Origin of the sequence: Nitrosomonas sp. Nm84 (assembly GCF_003201565.1) — a bacterium.
In the GTDB taxonomy this organism is placed as follows: Bacteria; Pseudomonadota; Gammaproteobacteria; order Burkholderiales; family Nitrosomonadaceae; genus Nitrosomonas.
In genome coordinates, this window is the sequence record NZ_QJJP01000010.1 from 1 (window position 1) to 16,646 (window position 16,646).

A 16,646-nucleotide genomic window follows, 5' to 3' on the forward strand; every position below is an offset into this window, starting at 1 on the left:
AAACCTCACCGTCAGATGTTGCCAAGTAACCGACAGATCCGAGGAATGACACAAATTATGGTCGATCAGAGTGGGGGTCAGGAAACTTGGCAACCTTACGGCACCAGAGCTCCAATAATTACTCATACAATAATTGAGTCAACTCATTATTGAAATCTGGTATATGTATTCTTACTATCGGAGTGGAAGGAGTCCTGGTTCTGGTCGTCGTCTGAGCTAGGCCATCTTTAGCGCATCCGTCACTGAGCTGCTCTGCATATGGGGTTGCATGCTCCAGCCCACAACCTGACGACTATACAGATCAAGAATCACCGCCAGATACAGCCAGCCAACATCGGTTTGAATATAGGCAATATCGCTTGTCCATACACGATTAGGTGCGTCAGGATGGAAGTTTCGGTGGAGTAAATTTGGCGCAATCGGCAGATTGTGCTTGCTGTCGGTGGTTACGATGAATTTACGCTTCCCACGTGCCTTGATGTCGTGTTCCTTCATGAACCATCGAATTCGTTCTTTCCAAACTCGAACATTACACATTTTACTACGCCATTTACATTGTTTCTCTTACATAAAATATTGATTGAGATCAGTAACATTGCTTTTGCCAATGTGTATAATTCTACTAAGCTGAAATAGTCATTTTTTGTTGCGTTAGTCGATTATGGTAATGGGCCAGTCCTGCAAAATGCTTGAAAGCCGAATGAGTGCTCAATGCATGCGAATTAGCAAACGCTGAAATCCCTGGGAATCTATACTATTCCCATCGAAACCTGAGGGAATTAGGGGAAACTTAAATGCCGATTGATAATTTTTTTCATACTCGCCTAGACCAGATGATTGATCTGCGCCACCCCTTGGCAGTGCTGGCAAATCGAATGCCGTGGCCACAGATCGAAATAGCGCTTACACCAGCTTTTGAACGTAAGGACCGTCAAGGAGAAGTAGCGGAGATCAACGGCCTTTTGGGTACAACACTGATGATTACTGGTGGGGGCGTAAGTGCAGCGGGGCGGCCGCGTTTGCCGATTCGGTTGATGGCTTCCTTGCTGTATCTGAAGCATGTATTCAATCTCAGTGACAAAGAATTGGTGATTCGCTGGTCGGAGAATGTGATCTGGCAGTATTTCAGTGGACAGGAATACTCCATACCGAAGTTGCCCTGTAACGCTACCCAGATAGGACGCTTCCGCACTGCCATTGGTGAATCCGCTGTTGAAAAGCTACTGAAGGCAACGATTGACGCTGCCGTGCAGGCGAAGGTGGTGAAACCGGCTGAATTCGAAAGCGTCATTGTCGATCTCGGATTTCACGGCATGGATGCTGATAATCCGCAAGTGGAAATCATCCATCGCGGCAAGTCCAAGTCACTGACAAAGCTGCAGCAGCGGCACTGGCTCAGACGCCGACAGTCCGTGGAACCCGCAATTGGGCATTTAAAGTCGGATCACCGAATGGATCGCTGCTGGCTGATGAGAGCAATGCTCTACTTGAGGTTAAAGGGTATTTTATTGCGCTTTGTTATGCTTCGCTGACTAACTTGTTTCGAAAAAAACAGCCATATATATCTGCAAAGCTTGTTTGTGTACAAGTGAATTTTGCAGGACTGACTAATGAATCGTACTATATGTGAGGGAACCTCCATGTCGACATCAAAGTATCCTATTTTAGATAACCTGGAAATTTCTGAATTGATGTTCAATTCATGGCAAAAAACAGTAAACCTCATGGCGGAAATTTTCTCGGTACCCGCCGCACTTGTTATGCGAGTACACGCTAAAGATCTTGAAGTATTTGTTGCAAGCAGCAATAAAGATAATGTTTATCAACGAGGTGTGAAATCACCACTGGATATTGGTCATTATTGCGAAACTGTAATGAGTACGCGATGCGAGCTGTTGGTTCCAAATGCCCTAAAGGATCCAAAATGGGATAAGAATCCTCATATTGCTTTCGGTATGATTTCGTATTATGGCTTGCCGCTCACCTGGCCTTACGGAGAAATCTTCGGAACAATTTGTATACTCGATAGTAAAGAGAATGCCTATTGCATGCAATACCGGCAAATATTAAAGCACTTCCAAGAAAGTGTACTTTATGGGCTGGAGACTACTTATCAGAAACATCATTACGCGAAAGAAGCCAGTTTAGCCAATGAGAAACTTAACATCATGCTGCAAGCATTACAGCAAAGCCCCAGTGCGACTGCCATCACTGATGCAGAGCTGAATATTATCTACACTAATCGAGGGTTTGAAAAATTATCAACGCACTTCGATGATGGAGTATCTGACAAAGTTCTGAGCAATTTATTAAAAAATCAAATTTCCAAATTCACTGAAGAAGATATCCGACGCGCATTAGTGGTCAACAATTATTGGGAAGGGAAGATTCAAACTCTGGATAAAAACGATCATCAACATTGGGAACATGTGCGTATTTCCAGCATTTTGGATAACTTCGGGAATTCCAGTAATTATCTACTGATCCGAGAAAACATCACCAAACAAAAAATGCATGAAGATAAGCTACGCCAGCTTGCGTTATTTGACCAGTTGACCGGATTACCGAATCGTAGATTGATTATTCATCGATTAAACCAGCTAATCGATGATGCTAAAAGAAATGGACAAAAGGTGGCCGTTATTTTTCTTGATCTCGATGATTTTAAAAAAATCAACGATAGCATGGGGCACGAAAGCGGTGATGAATTGATCGTTAATGCTGCTGGGCGAATAAATGCCATTCTTCGTACAAGCGATACACTAGGCCGGTTTGGTGGCGATGAATTCATCATTTTGATGGGATATCTGGACGACATTTCGTCTATTCAACAGTTAATGGTAAGAATTAAGGATCTATTTAGCAAAGGTTTTCAAATTAGAAACCGAGATTTTCTGATATCTGCAAGTATGGGAATTGCCATTTATCCTGAAGATGGTGATACTCCGTCATTTCTGATTAGAAGCGCAGATACTGCGATGTACTATTCCAAGAAAAGCGGCAGGAGCACTTATACATTCCATACAAAATCGATGAATCTAATCGCCGAGTATCAAGTGAAGCTCGAAGAGCAACTCAATAAAGCTTTGGAGCTTCGTGAGTTGAAAGTATTTTATCAACCTCAGATTGATATTGCCTCAGGTAAAACAGTCGGATTCGAAGCGTTGTTACGCTGGCAAAATCCAGAATTGGGTGAAGTTTCACCAGATGAATTCATTCCCCTCGCAGAGCAAACCGATCTAATAGTTCAGATCGGTCAATTTGTTTTGGATCAAGCATTGATGCAACTTTCAATTTGGCAAAAGACACACGATCAATCATTAAAAATTGCAGTTAATTTTTCACCGCGCCAGTTTTATGATCCGTCGTTATTCACAACGATCCAGACCGCATTGGCAAAACATAAGCTCAGCACTAATAGTTTGGAAATTGAAATTACCGAAGGACTGCTAATGAGCAAAAATACATACGTATTTGAGACACTGATTAGCCTCCGTAAATGCGGCGTAATGGTAACAATGGATGATTTTGGCACGGGTTATTCATCATTGAGCTATTTAAACCGGTATCCGTTCAATATGATTAAAATCGATCGCAGTTTCATCAAAAACATAACGACCGATATGCAGAGCCGCCACTTGGTTAACTCAATCATCACCATGACACATGGCATAGGCTACAAAGTTATCGCTGAAGGTGTCGAGAATGTGGATCAACTGAATATTTTGTCGCGATTTAAATGCGATTATGGGCAAGGTTATTATTTTGGAAAGCCTTCATCTGCGGAAGATATACTTCTCGCAAATCAGAAAATAGTTTAAGTCAAACTAACTCCGGCAAAGCCGGATGCTTACTGGGTGTGCCTAAAAGGCGCCCCTAGACCATGAGCCGCCCAAGGCGGCTAAACATCCAATTTCATTTGCAAAAGTGAGAGTTGCCGGTTTTGATAAAGGTATCAAATCTTAACCAAAACAAAAGAGGTAACTCTCAATGATGCATACTAATAATCGTACTAACCTAATGCAATACGATGATTAATCTGGCCAAGCGACTGTTCAACTTGATCAACTAAAATGAGGCATAATTCGCCAGCTTTTAGATTTGATAGCGCCGCATCAATTGCAATAGCCTCTCCAATGATTTCACTTATTTTTTGCGTGCGCTTGGCATTACCTAAGCCTTCTCTCAGAAGAGTTAATACTTCCCCGTCTGCGCGCCCTCGTTGGCATTGATCTTGATACAATACAACTTCATCAAATGCATCACCGAGGATTCTGGTTTGCTGACGAATATCCTCATCACGACGATCGCCAGCGGCACTGATAACAACAGAGCGTTTCTTCGATGGAATATTATCAATGGCACTTACAAGTGCTTGTATGGCATCAGGATTGTGCCCATAATCGGCAATTAAAGTGGCGTCGCGATAATTAAACAGATTGAAACGACCCGGTGCTGTCTGCGCATCGCTCACGAAACTGGATAAACCGGCACTAATAACTGACCAATCCAAACCAAGCGCCCATCCCGCTCCAATAGCAGCCATCGCATTTTCAATTTGGAAATGAATGCTGCCATTCTTTGTGAGCGGAATTTCATTCAACGGTATCCGATGCTCGCCGTCTTCTCCTAAAGCGACAATGCAATGGTTTTCCATATAGATAACACGTTTATGTTGCGCGCGGTGCATTGCTAATACGGGGTGATGACTATCACGCGCAAAGAAAATAACCGAACCAGGGCAGTAATCGGCCATACTTGCAACCAACGGATCAGCGGCATTAAGCACAGCACAACCAGTTGATTTTACATTCTGTACAACAATTCGTTTAACTACAGCTAATTCTTCTGCTGTGTTGACATAAGCCATGCCTAGATGGTCACCCATACCAATATTGGTGACAACGGCAACATGGCAGCGATCAAAGCCTAAGCCTTCGCGTAACATTCCGCCACGTGCAGTTTCTAGAACAGCAGCATCTACATCCGGGTGAAATAGGATATTTCTTGCACTTTTGGGACCACTGCAATCTCCCGTATCAGTACAAAGCCCATCAATATAAACACCATCAGTGCACGCAAGACCAACACGTTTGCTATCTTTATCCAATACATTGGCAATCAAACGAGCTGTTGTCGTTTTGCCGTTTGTGCCTGTCACAGCAATCACTGGGATACGCGCATCATCTCCTGTAGCAAACATATTGTCGATGATGGCTTCACCCACGGCGCGTGCTTTACCGAAAGAAGGTTGCAAATGCATGCGTAAACCGGGCGCCGCGTTGACTTCAATAACGCCGCCTCCTTGTTCTTCCAGTGAGAGTGCTACATTGTCGCAAACAACATCAACACCGCAAATATCCAAACCTACGACTTGTGCAGCTGCAACCACACGAGCCGCCAACTCTGGATGAACATCATCAGTTACATCAGTAGCGGTTCCACCTGTCGATAAGTTGGCATTATTACGCAAAATAACCCGCATTCCTTGAGCAGGAACTGATTCAGCAGTTAGTCCCTGTGCTGACAGGTGCGCTAAGGAAATCTCATCTAAATGAATTTTAGTCAAAGAAGAAACATGACCTTCACCACGCCTTGGATCACGATTAATCTGATCGACCAATTGATGAATATTGTGCAGTCCGTTACCAACGATTTGTGGTGGTTCACGGCGTGCCGCAGCAACCAGCTTATTGCCAACTACTAACATACGATAATCATGCCCGGGAACATAACGTTCAACTAAAACATTGTTGCTGAATTCGGCTGCAATCATATAAGCAGCTTTTACTTGTTCAGCATTGATAAGATTAACGGTTACTCCTTTGCCTTGATTGCTGTCTTGTGGTTTGACGACTACCGGAGTGCCGATTTCAGAAGCCGCCTTCCAGGCATCTTCAGCGGTTTTTACGTTGCGACCAAGTGGAACAGGAATTCCCGCAGCATGCAGCAGTGTTTTAGTTAATTCCTTGTCCTGTACAATTGATTCCGCAACAGCGCTGGTCATATCGCTCTCAGAGGCTTGGATACGACGCTGCTTACTACCCCAACCAAATTGCACCAAGCTACCTTCAGTCAGGCGACGAAATGGAATGCCACGGGCAATCGCAGCTTGAACAATAGCGCCTGTACTCGGCCCAAGACGTATATCTTCATTGAGCTCACGTAAGCGAAACAAAGCATCATTTAAATCAAAGGCGATGCTTTCAATAGCAGCGTTACACAGCGCTTGTGCCAACTCAAAAGCAAGCCGACCGACCTTTTCTTCACTATATTCGACAATGACGCGATAAGTATTAGCTTCCGGTGCTTTAGCTGTATGGCTAAAGGATACTGGGCAACCGGCTTGTACTTGCAAATAAAGTGCAACATGTTCAAGTATATGAGCCGGTGTGATGACTTCATGATGATCTTCGGGTCGAGGGACGGGAATTTCTGGAAAGCGCTCATGCAGTCTCGCCCTAAAACCAGATAGGGTATTAATATTATTTTCAGATTCAATACAAAGAACAGTAGCTTCAATAGAGGTATGATGACTCCATAAATTGGGTCCACGCAATGCACGAATACGTAATACTTTCATAATTTAATTCCTTGAGTTTGTAGGCCAATTGGGAAATTCTGATTTCCGGGCGTGTATTTTTTTTGACTGAATCCAAAAGTTGCGATACCGGTACGTATAAGATCAGGCTCAATGTCTAGTGCCCATGCAGCCCCGACAGCAGCTAATATGTTTTCGATTTCTTGAGCACTATGCTCGTTACTATCTGAGGCGATTTCCTGCAATTTAATCAAGGGCAGTTCATGAGAACCAGTGACCAGTGTGATCGAATTGTGACGTAAAATCACAGCACGCTTACCTAGAGTAGAGCCAGTTCCGTTAGCGCAATGCTGAGTGATTACAGATAGGTCTGGTTCAATACTGAAGAAAATAACCTCACCGTGACACAATTCAGACATCTCAACCAACATTTCATGCCTGGCGTTGAGTACCGCCGTACCGATTGGTAGTTGTATATCTTTTTCTACATCATCAACGGCCGCTGCTGTAGGTGTGACTATATCGACTTGTGTACGAAACACGTTATACACTTGCTTTAGTGTTTCAATGCCGTGATGACCAAAATGATGAGTCGGATCGACATTAGTGACAACACCAACTTGGCAGCTGTCATAGGCCAATCCTTCGTTCAGGAGGGTATCAAAGCCATTCTCAAATACTGCAGCTTCAGCGGTTGGATTCATCAAAGCACGATTGGCCGCTGCCCAATTGGCACTGTTGTTTTTATCAATTTTCCTGTAATCCAGATAAAGTCCGTCGCTACATGCCAGTCCAGTTTGCTTACCAGAGAGTATGAGCAGTCTGGCAACAAGATAAGCGACCGCTGTTTTGCCATAGCTACCCGTGATTCCCACAATGGGGATACGGCCGCTGCTTTGATCCGGAAACAGATGGCTAACGATTGCTTTGCCAACGGGGCGGGGTGTACCCACTGCAGGTTTAATATGCATCAACAAACTTGGTCCAGCATTTACCTCGACAATCGCTCCACCTTGTTCACTCAATGGACGAGAAATATCGTTGGCCACTAAATCAATACCCGCAATATCCAAGCCAATGACACGGGCAGCCAGGGATGCGATAGATGCAGTACTAGGATGGATTTGATCCGTTACATCAAATGCATGGTTGCCATTACGCTGAATCAAAACCTTAATGCCAGCTGGAACAACTGAGTCACTTTGATAACCTTGGTGAGCAATTTCCATTTGCGCGGCACTATCCAGACGAATCAGATTGAGTGGGTGATTTTCTGTCGATCCTCGGCGTGGGTCAGAATTGATTTGAGACTCAATCAATTCAGCAATCGTTGAAATACCATCTCCACTTACAGAGACTGAATCACCCCGTGTAGCAGCAACCAATTCTCCGCCTACAACCAATAATCGATGCTCAGTGCCCGCAATATAACGTTCAACTAATACGCCAGTGCCTTCTTTCAACGCGATATGATAGGCCGACTCAATTTCTTCTCGGTGGCTTAATTCAATAAATACCCCTCGACCATGGTTCCCGTCACAAGGCTTTATGACTACCGGTATACCAATATCATTAGCGACTTCCCAAGCAGCCTCAGCACTCTCAACAATATGTCCTTCCGGCACAGGGACGCCACAAGACTGTAATAATGCTTTCGTTAGATCCTTGTCACGAGAAATGCTTTCTGCGATGGCCGGCGTCCGATCTGTTTCTGCTGTCCAGATGTGACGGCAACGAGCTCCGTATCCCAGTTGTACGAGATTCCCTTTGGCAATAAGCCGGGTGGCTGGAATATTGCGCGCTATCGCAGCATCTACAATACAAGCTGTGGAAGGACCGAGCCAGAGCGAATCAACCAGATCTCGGAGGTTCTGGATAGCGCCATCGACATCGTACGATGGACTATCAGACTGTTGAAAATTCATGGCGGCCAATATCAATTCACGTGCGGAATACAAAGCGGTTCGTGTAATTTCTGCATGCCATGCGCTGACTGCAACTTTATATACACCGCGTACCGAGGTTTCACGAGCTCGGCCAAAACCACCGCGCATCCCGGCTAGATTTTGTAGTTCCAGGGTGACATGTTCAAGAATATGGCAAGGCCAAGTGCCTTCTTGTACTCGACGCAAGAAACCGCCACGTTCTTCATAACTACAACGGTGCTCAATCAGCGACGGAAGCCATGTCGATAAACGTTCATAAAAGCCTGGGATCGTATCGGAAGGAAAGTCTTCGAGGGCGCCAATATCAACAGTTGCTTCAAGGGCAGGATAGTAGGTCCACATATTGGGACCATTCAAGTGTTTGATCTCGAGGAACTTAATATCTTTTACATTTTTGCAATCTGGATTTGAGTAATTAGACATAACATTGATATCACGAAAAAGATACCGTATTAACGTTGCTCAAACCAATTGGTTTACATAGAAAGAAAAATAACTCTCAAACACATTACAGAAAATGATCCAATAGCTTGCGGCTATAACGATCAAGCGCCAAGCGATCACGAATCAGAAAATGTATACCGTGGCTATCTGTAATCATGAGTGATGATGTTGTTAACTGGCGAATATCTTCTTCGCCCTTGAGAATAAAAGTGACCTCACCGCGATCTGTTTCAACTTGCCAAGTGCTGGGTGTAATAAAACCTGAGACTTTGAGTAAACGCTTTATTTCAGGCATGAATTCTCGGTTCGCAAGTTCCGCTTCAATGAGTACGCGATAGTCATCTGGTAAATCAGTCAATTGTTCTACCCACACCAGCTCATGGCCATGCGAATCAATCAGGGCGATGCCCTGATCGGGGTTGGTGATCGGAAATGATCGTACCGGGACTACGTCTTCCTGTGGACCAGATTTATTCGTAAAAACCAATCGACCATAAGCATTCCGGCTTAATTGATAGTCAACTGTGCCGCTCATTTCAGTTCCCCCGCGGCACTATGTTCCGTGACAGAAACAAATGCTCGATCCTCAGTGTCTACATTACGTGCCTGAGCTTGATACAATCGGTAGTAATAGCCTTCCCGGGCCATTAATTCAGCATGATTGCCTATTTCAACGATTCTGCCGCGATCAAGAACAATCAAGCGATTGGCCTCACGCAAAGTCGACAGGCGATGGGCAATGGCGATGGTGGTGCGACCACGCACCAAATTGTCTAATGCCTTTTGGATATCTTTTTCAGTGGTAGTATCTACCGAAGAAGTCGCTTCATCCAGAATCAGAATGCGTGGATTAATCAATAGTGCGCGAGCGATGGAGATTCGCTGACGTTCACCGCCAGAGAGTGCTTGCCCACGTTCACCTACAAGCGAATCATAACCATGCGGTAAACGCAAAATAAACTCATGGGCATGTGCCGCACGGGCTGCCGACACAATCTCCGACGGTGCCGCATCCGGCTTGCCATAAGCAATATTCTCCGCAATAGTGCCATAAAACAGAAAAGGTTCCTGAAGTACCAAACCGATATGTTTGCGATACTCAGCAATTGGTAGTGTACGGATGTCATGATCGTCAATCAGAACCGAGCCTTCTGTGACATCGTAGAAACGACAGATCAGATTAACCAGAGTGCTCTTTCCCGAGCCGCTGTGTCCGACCAAACCGATCATTTCACCAGGATTGATAACCAGATTGATATTCTGCGTAATGCTGCGCGTTCCATATCGGAAGCCGACATTGCGTAATTCAATGCGACCTTGAACTGTCGGAAAATGCACGGGGTTCGTGGATTCCGGAACACTGGAAACATGATCCAAAATATCAAATATGCGTTTGGTTCCTGCTGCCGCCTTTTGCGTGACAGAAACAATGCGGCTCATCGAATCAAGCCGGATATAGAAACGACCTATGTAGGCAAGAAAAGCTGTAAGTACCCCGACTGTAATTTCATCTTTAGAAATTTGCCAGATACCGAATACCCAAACGACCAATAAGCCGATTTCGGTCATCAGTGTGACCGTTGGTGTGAATAACGACCACACTCTGTTTACGCGATCATTAATACGTAGATTCCGCTGATTAGCGGCATGGAAACGCGCCGCCTCTCTTTTCTCTTGTGCAAATGCTTTAACTACTCGGATACCAGGAATAGTATCTGCAAGTACATTGTTCACCTCAGCCCATACACGATCAACCTTTTCAAAACCGATACGCAATCTGTCGCGAACCAGATGAATCAGCCATGCGATAACCGGCAGAGGCGCGAGTGTTACAAGTGCTAACCAGGGATTGATGGATACCAGAATCAGAGCGGTCATGCCAATCATGATGACGTCGGTGGCGAAATCGAGTAAATGCAACGAAAGGAAAAGATTGATGCGATCGGTTTCGGCGCCGATGCGCGCCATTAAATCACCGGTACGTTTACCGCCGAAATATTGCTGGGAAAGATTGAGGAGGTGTTCGTAGGTCGTGGTACGTAAATCAGCACCAATGCGTTCGGAAACCAGTGCCAGCATGTAGGTTCTGGCCCAACCCAGCATCCAGGCAAGCACCGCCGCACCTAACAGACCGGAAAGATACAGCTTTACCAAATCGGTATTGATCGGCTGACCATTCTGGTAAGGTATCAACACATTATCCATCAATGGCATGGTTAAATACGGTGGTACCAACGTTGCAGCGGTACTACATAAGGTCAACAGAAATCCGATGAATAAACGACCCTTATAAGGCTTTGCAAAACGCCACAGTCGCAACAATGTCCAAGTAGAGGGCGACGCATGGCCTTGCTTGTCACAGACAGGGCAATCATCCTGATCAGCGGATAAAAGAGCAGCGCAGTTCGGACATTGAGCTTGCGTATGTGTTGTTAAGGGTAATTTACCGGTAAGATGATAATCAAGCTGCTGCATAAAGCATTCGATTAGTCGACTTGCTGCGGTATCACTGCCTAGTCGGTAACGCCAATAGGCAAGTCGCGTATGCGCATCAAATAGCTCAAGACAACCGACACCTGCATAATCTCGTTGTGTCAGCAGTAAGCCTTGTTGATAGCGCCATTCCTGCCAAACGCCATCATTTGCCATTTTGGCGAGTAAGCGTTTGTTGGTAACAACAACAAAACCCTTGGCAAAATGTAACTGTGTATTAAGATCGATTTCAATCCAAGCGAATACGCTCTCATCGTCAGTCAATTGTGACGAAAGCTCATCACTCCAGATTAACGATAATTTATCAAGTGATGAATGAAGGGTTTGTTGCATTCGTTAAGCTGCAAGAAAATGTAAGATGAGAGTATTTCCAGAAAGAGTTCAAATGAGATACCAGGAGGAAACAAGAAACAACTTAAAATAATTACTTATTAGAGTCCAACCATTCATTAAGCTCAACATTAGTACGATCATCTGTCAGTAAATCATCGGCCAGTTCAGATTCATTATCAATAGGGGTATCTGTCGGTATGTCATCAATCAATTCAGGCTCATTATCAATAGAGGCGTCTATCGATATGTCATCAACCTGTTCAGATTCACTATCAATCTGAGCATCTGTCGATAAGTCATCAACCAGTTGACGCACATTGTCAATATAACCATCTAACGATAAGTCATCAGCTAATTCAGGCTCATTATCAATATAAGCCTCTGTCGATAAGTCATCAACCAGCATCGTGGTTGATTTACCTTTTTCCAAGAATTGCCAATAAGTCGTAGACACCACCGCAAAAGTGAGCAACGCTATCAATAGCAATAACAGCTTTCCCGTATTAAAATGCTCGTCATGTCCGCCATAAACGGAGGTGCCATTGCCTGAATTAATGATCTCCAGTGTGGGTTGGCAATTTTCCAAAGCCGCGCGACGAGCAGATTGCAATCGATACAGAGTGCTCTGTTTAATAGTCTCGCTAGCACCAAAGTCTAGCAATCTGGCAATTTCTTTTCCCATCTCTTGTTCGTTCATGATTTAACCCCTTTATCCTCGAGTATTTTGGCCAATGTATGGACTGCGCGAGAGCAGTGTGTCTTAACACTTCCTTCCGAACATTTCATAATTACAGCAGTCTCCGCTAAACTCATTTCTTCCCAGTAACGCAGTATGAATGCTTCGCGTTGACGTGCCGGAAGAATTTTTATGGCTTTTTCTATTAAACCAATCAGTTGTATTGTCTCTAATTGCGCGTCGGGTTCTTTGGTAAAGTTGGATTCCTGTTTTATTTGCAAAGTTTCGAGAATATCGAAATCTTCCTGATTTTTATCCTGATCACTGGGCGTAAATGCCGAAAACAGCGTAGTCCATAGTGAACGGATCTTTTGTCGGCGATAGTAATCGCGAATGGTATTCTGTAGGATACGCTGAAACAAAAGCGGAAGCTCTTCGATCGGTTTCGCGGCATATTTTTGTGCGAGTTTCATCATGGAATCTTGCACGATATCCAATGCCACATGTTCATCATGAACCGCAAACATGGCCTGTTTATATGCACGCCTTTCGGTTCCAATCAGAAAATCAGAAAGTTCTTGTTGAGTAGCCAGAGGGCAACCTTTGTTTGTATTTAAAAATTAAAATTAATTGGTACGAAATATTACGTACAATGACTTTAAGAACGATTCTACCCATATTTTACTGAATAGACGGTAGCCTAAGAACTATTTAAGACAGTGAGCTGTTTTATGCAACAACACACACGCATCGTCAATTGTCCTCAATGTGGTAAAAAAGTAGTATGGGAGTCAGATAATCGCTTTCGACCATTTTGTTCTGAACGTTGCAAAATAAACGATTTATCCCAATGGGCGCAAGAATCCTATCGAATTCCAGAGTCAACAGAGCCTGAAAAGAAATGGGAAGAAAAAGATTGAATGGTTTGGCATGCTACACCGCAGGAATGCTGCTGAACGGACTTACGATTCCGCGCATTGTCGCTATTCCATGTGCTCCCATTTCCTGAGCTATCGTCAAATCTTCTTGGTGTAACCCACCCAATGCATACACTGGTAATGAATAGCCTTGGATCAACGTGGCAAATTTTCTCCAGCCCAATGGAGATAGTTCTGGGTGACTTAGTGTAGTTTGGACTGGACTCAACACGACAAAATCGAGTTCCAATTGTTCGGCAGCAAAAAGTTCTTCTGCGTTGTGACAGGATGCACCACATATTCCATATTCCGGATCAGGACGGCATGACAATGACATGAGTTGTGATGACGTAAGGTGCACGCCATCGGCACCGATTTTGCGGGCTAACGCTGCATCACTGTTTATCAGCACTCTTGCTTGATGAGCGCGTGCAAGCACAAGCACTTGCATTGAAAACTCTCGTAGCAAATCTTGCGACATGCGCTTCTCGCGGATCTGCAGCAAACGCAGTCCATTTTGTAAGGCTTGTTCAATCTGTATCAGCGCAGATTCAATACCGATCTGCGTTGCCTGTGTAATGGCATAGACTGGCGGCAGCAAAAGCGCTTGCAAAATGGGTCCGTTGGCGGGCAGGATAGGGGATACCGTAACCTGATGGGGTAATTGCCAGAACAAACCTTGTTTTTCTCTCGGTGAAAGCTTACCTTCCCATTCCACCACACGAAAAAAATGTAATTGCACCGTTGCATGTGAGTAGGTGAAAACTCGTGTTATCCAGGGATAAGCGTGACGAAGCTGAATCCCCAATTCTTCCCACAATTCACGTTCTAGCGCGTGCAGTAGTGATTCGTTTTTTTCAACCTTGCCACCGGGAAATTCCCAATAACCGGAATAGATTTTGCCTCCAGGTCGGCGCGTCAGTAAAAACTGACCATTCGGTCGTAAAATTACGGCCGCGACGACTTCTACGATTGGCGTTGACTCAGCAATCGGTGTGGATAAGTTGTTCACTGGCATGGATTGTTACCAATCGATTTCTGCCTACCGGCCAGATCCCGTGCAAATTGCCAAGCCACCCGTCCGCTACGCGAACCGCGTTCCAGTGCCCATTGCAAGGCCTCGGTACGCGCTAGAGCGGTCATTTCGTGGATGCCAAAATAAGCCAACCAGTAACGCACTATCTCCAGGTAGTGCTCCTGGTTGAAAGGATAAAACGACAACCACAAACCAAAGCGTTCCGACAAGGAAATTTTTTCTTCTATCGTTTCACTAGGATGCACTTCCTCACCAATATGTCGCGTATCAAGATTATCGCGCATAAATTCCGGTACCATGTGACGCCGGTTGGATGTGGCATAGATCAGAACATTATCGGAAACCGTGGCGATCGACCCATCCAGAACCACTTTTAGCGCCTTGTAGCCGGGCTCGTCGGTTTCAAAAGACAAATCATCGCAAAACAAAATAAAGCGCTCCGGACGCTGGTAAATCTTTTCCACGATATCATGCAAATCGACGAGGTGATGTTTTTCTACTTCGATCAGACGCAGTCCATCATTTGCATATTTATTCAATAATGCCTTAATTAGTGAAGATTTTCCTGTGCCACGCGCGCCTGTCAGCAACACATTGTTGGCAGAAAATCCCTGCACAAACTGTTGTGTATTCTGATCAATCCGCTGCTTTTGATCGGTAATGCCACATAGTGCATCTAATGTAATTCGGTGGGGATGTGCAATCGATTGGATATATCCAGCATTGCCCTGCTTGCGCCAACGAAAAGCAATCGCTGACTGCCAATTAGGATCTGGGAGCGCTGGCGGCAGAAATTTTTCCATAAGATGAAGCAGCTTGTCTGCCCGCTCGTAGAGTTTGTCGAAGTCATTCATGGAATACGGATCTTAACTGCGATAGCTCGCATTAATCTTGACGTAATCGTAAGAAAAATCGCAGGTCCATACAGTAGTAGATGCTGAACCGCGATTCAGCACGACACGCACAGTAATCTCAGACTGATTCATCACGCGCTGTCCGTCCTCTTCACGATAATGTGGTGCTCTGCCACCTTTTTCCGCAACCAGCACGTCATCCAAATAGAGTTGAATACCACTCACATCCAGATCATCAATTCCGGCATATCCAATCGCCGCCAGAATTCTGCCCAGATTTGGATCGGATGCGAAAAAAGCGGTTTTGATTAATGGTGAATGCGCAATGGCATAAGCCACTTTGGTGCATTCATCCGCGTTCTTGCCAGCGTCCACTTGCACGGTAATAAATTTGGTCGCACCTTCACCATCACGCACAATCATTTTTGCCAGTTCGACAGCAACAGCGGTAATGGCTTGCCGCAACTGATTAAATTCTTTACTGTCTTGCCGAGTAATCTCGCTATGACCCGCTTTCCCACTAGCCAGTATGATGAACGCGTCATTGGTGGAAGTATCGCCGTCCACCGTGATGCGATTGAACGAATGATCCGCGGCGTACTGAGCTATCTCCTGTAGCAAGCCCTGGCTGATGACTGCGTCGGTCGCAACATAGCCTAGCATGGTTGCCATATTCGGGCGGATCATGCCGGAGCCTTTGGCGATGCCGGTAACCGTCACCGTTTTTCCATCAATCTGTAGCTGCCGGGATGCCGCTTTCGGCACGATATCTGTGGTCATGATCGCCTGCGCTGCGGCAAACCAGTTATCCGTCTTGCAATTAGCAACGGCTGAAGGCAGGCCTTTGACAATTCTGTCTACCGGCAGCGGCTCCATGATCACGCCCGTCGAAAACGGCAATACCTGCTGTGTTGTGCAACCCAATAGCCTGGCTAATTCAGAGCAGGTTGCCAACGCATGCTGTATTCCCGCTTCACCAGTCCCGGCATTGGCATTGCCGGTATTTATCACTAAAGCGCGAATGGGCGGTTGCATCAAATGCCGCTTCGCCACAATCACGGGTGCAGCACAAAATCGGTTCTGGGTAAAAACACCGGCGACTTTCGTGCCTTCATCGAGTGTCATCACTAGCAAATCCTTGCGATCAGGTTTTTTAATACCGGCCGTAAAAATGCCAAGAGTTACACCATCGACGGGCGAGAGTTGTTCTGGGAGCAGGGGAGAAATATTAACAGGCATGGCAAATAGTCAAGTCATTATAGAATGACGCTATGCTACCGTATCTTTGCCGGGATTTTCTAAAAAATTCTCATGATGTATTGATAACTTTAAGGCCGCTGAGCAATTTGGCTTTTCCATTAACAGAGCGGTCGGTCTTTTTGCTGAAATATGGTACTTATTGGAAT

General features: G+C 45.1%; 11 protein-coding genes and 2 pseudogenes. 3 read left to right on the forward strand and 10 right to left on the reverse strand.

Features of this window, described 5'->3' with window-relative positions; genetic code table 11:
* Positions 1–219 precede the first annotated feature (219 nt).
* Positions 220–528: pseudogene (locus C8R34_RS06675) on the reverse strand (DDE-type integrase/transposase/recombinase); the annotation flags it as partial.
* 266 nt (positions 529–794) lie between these two features.
* Between C8R34_RS06675 and C8R34_RS06680 the strand changes: the two are divergent.
* Together C8R34_RS06680 and C8R34_RS06685 are read left to right on the forward strand one after the other, a co-directional pair.
* Positions 795–1,526 (forward strand): annotated as a pseudogene (locus C8R34_RS06680) (transposase); the annotation flags it as partial.
* 114 nt (positions 1,527–1,640) lie between these two features.
* Positions 1,641–3,821, forward strand: a complete 2,181-nt coding sequence (locus tag C8R34_RS06685) for an EAL domain-containing protein (RefSeq protein ID WP_165872540.1) — start codon at positions 1,641–1,643, stop codon at positions 3,819–3,821.
* A gap of 191 nt (positions 3,822–4,012) precedes the next feature.
* Here the strand turns inward: C8R34_RS06685 and cphA (C8R34_RS06690) are convergent, their stop codons facing one another.
* The 6 genes from cphA (C8R34_RS06690) to C8R34_RS06715 form a co-directional block, all read right to left on the reverse strand.
* Positions 4,013–6,583, reverse strand: coding sequence for a cyanophycin synthetase (gene cphA / locus C8R34_RS06690; RefSeq protein WP_110339083.1), 2,571 nt, complete (start codon positions 6,581–6,583; stop codon positions 4,013–4,015).
* Positions 6,580–8,910, reverse strand: a complete 2,331-nt coding sequence (gene cphA / locus C8R34_RS06695) for a cyanophycin synthetase (protein WP_110339085.1) — start codon at positions 8,908–8,910, stop codon at positions 6,580–6,582. Before cphA (C8R34_RS06695) ends, cphA (C8R34_RS06690) begins: the two co-directional genes overlap by 4 nt.
* 85 nt (positions 8,911–8,995) lie before the next feature.
* The gene (locus C8R34_RS06700) at positions 8,996–9,466 is read right to left on the reverse strand and encodes a DUF1854 domain-containing protein (protein ID WP_110339087.1); all 471 of its coding nucleotides are present in this window, start codon (positions 9,464–9,466) and stop codon (positions 8,996–8,998) included.
* Positions 9,463–11,757, reverse strand: coding sequence for an ABC transporter ATP-binding protein (locus C8R34_RS06705; protein WP_110339089.1), 2,295 nt, complete (start codon positions 11,755–11,757; stop codon positions 9,463–9,465). The genes C8R34_RS06700 and C8R34_RS06705 overlap by 4 nt, the downstream gene beginning before the upstream one ends.
* A gap of 91 nt (positions 11,758–11,848) precedes the next feature.
* Positions 11,849–12,454, reverse strand: coding sequence for a DUF3619 family protein (locus C8R34_RS06710; RefSeq protein ID WP_110339091.1), 606 nt, complete (start codon positions 12,452–12,454; stop codon positions 11,849–11,851).
* On the reverse strand, positions 12,451–13,026 hold the full coding sequence (locus C8R34_RS06715) for an RNA polymerase sigma factor (protein ID WP_110339093.1): 576 nt from the start codon (positions 13,024–13,026) through the stop codon (positions 12,451–12,453). Before C8R34_RS06715 ends, C8R34_RS06710 begins: the two co-directional genes overlap by 4 nt.
* 138 nt (positions 13,027–13,164) lie before the next feature.
* Here C8R34_RS06715 and C8R34_RS06720 point away from each other — a divergent pair, with 138 nt between their 5' ends.
* Complete coding sequence (locus tag C8R34_RS06720) at positions 13,165–13,353, forward strand: DNA gyrase inhibitor YacG (RefSeq protein WP_110339095.1); 189 nt, start codon at positions 13,165–13,167, stop codon at positions 13,351–13,353.
* Positions 13,354–13,366: 13 nt separating this feature from the next.
* On the opposite strand, the gene C8R34_RS06725 is transcribed toward C8R34_RS06720, so the two are convergent.
* Genes C8R34_RS06725 through argJ form a run of 3 tightly spaced genes read right to left on the reverse strand, consistent with a single transcriptional unit; the run spans position 13,367 to position 16,479 of the window.
* Positions 13,367–14,368 (reverse strand): Nudix family hydrolase, encoded by a 1,002-nt coding sequence (locus C8R34_RS06725; RefSeq protein ID WP_110339097.1) that lies wholly within the window; start codon positions 14,366–14,368, stop codon positions 13,367–13,369.
* Complete coding sequence (locus C8R34_RS06730) at positions 14,359–15,240, reverse strand: ATP-binding protein (RefSeq protein WP_110339099.1); 882 nt, start codon at positions 15,238–15,240, stop codon at positions 14,359–14,361. Before C8R34_RS06730 ends, C8R34_RS06725 begins: the two co-directional genes overlap by 10 nt.
* A gap of 12 nt (positions 15,241–15,252) precedes the next feature.
* Entirely contained in the window at positions 15,253–16,479 is a 1,227-nt protein-coding gene (argJ, locus tag C8R34_RS06735) for a bifunctional glutamate N-acetyltransferase/amino-acid acetyltransferase ArgJ (protein WP_110339101.1), read from the reverse strand.
* Positions 16,480–16,646: the final 167 nt, after the last annotated feature.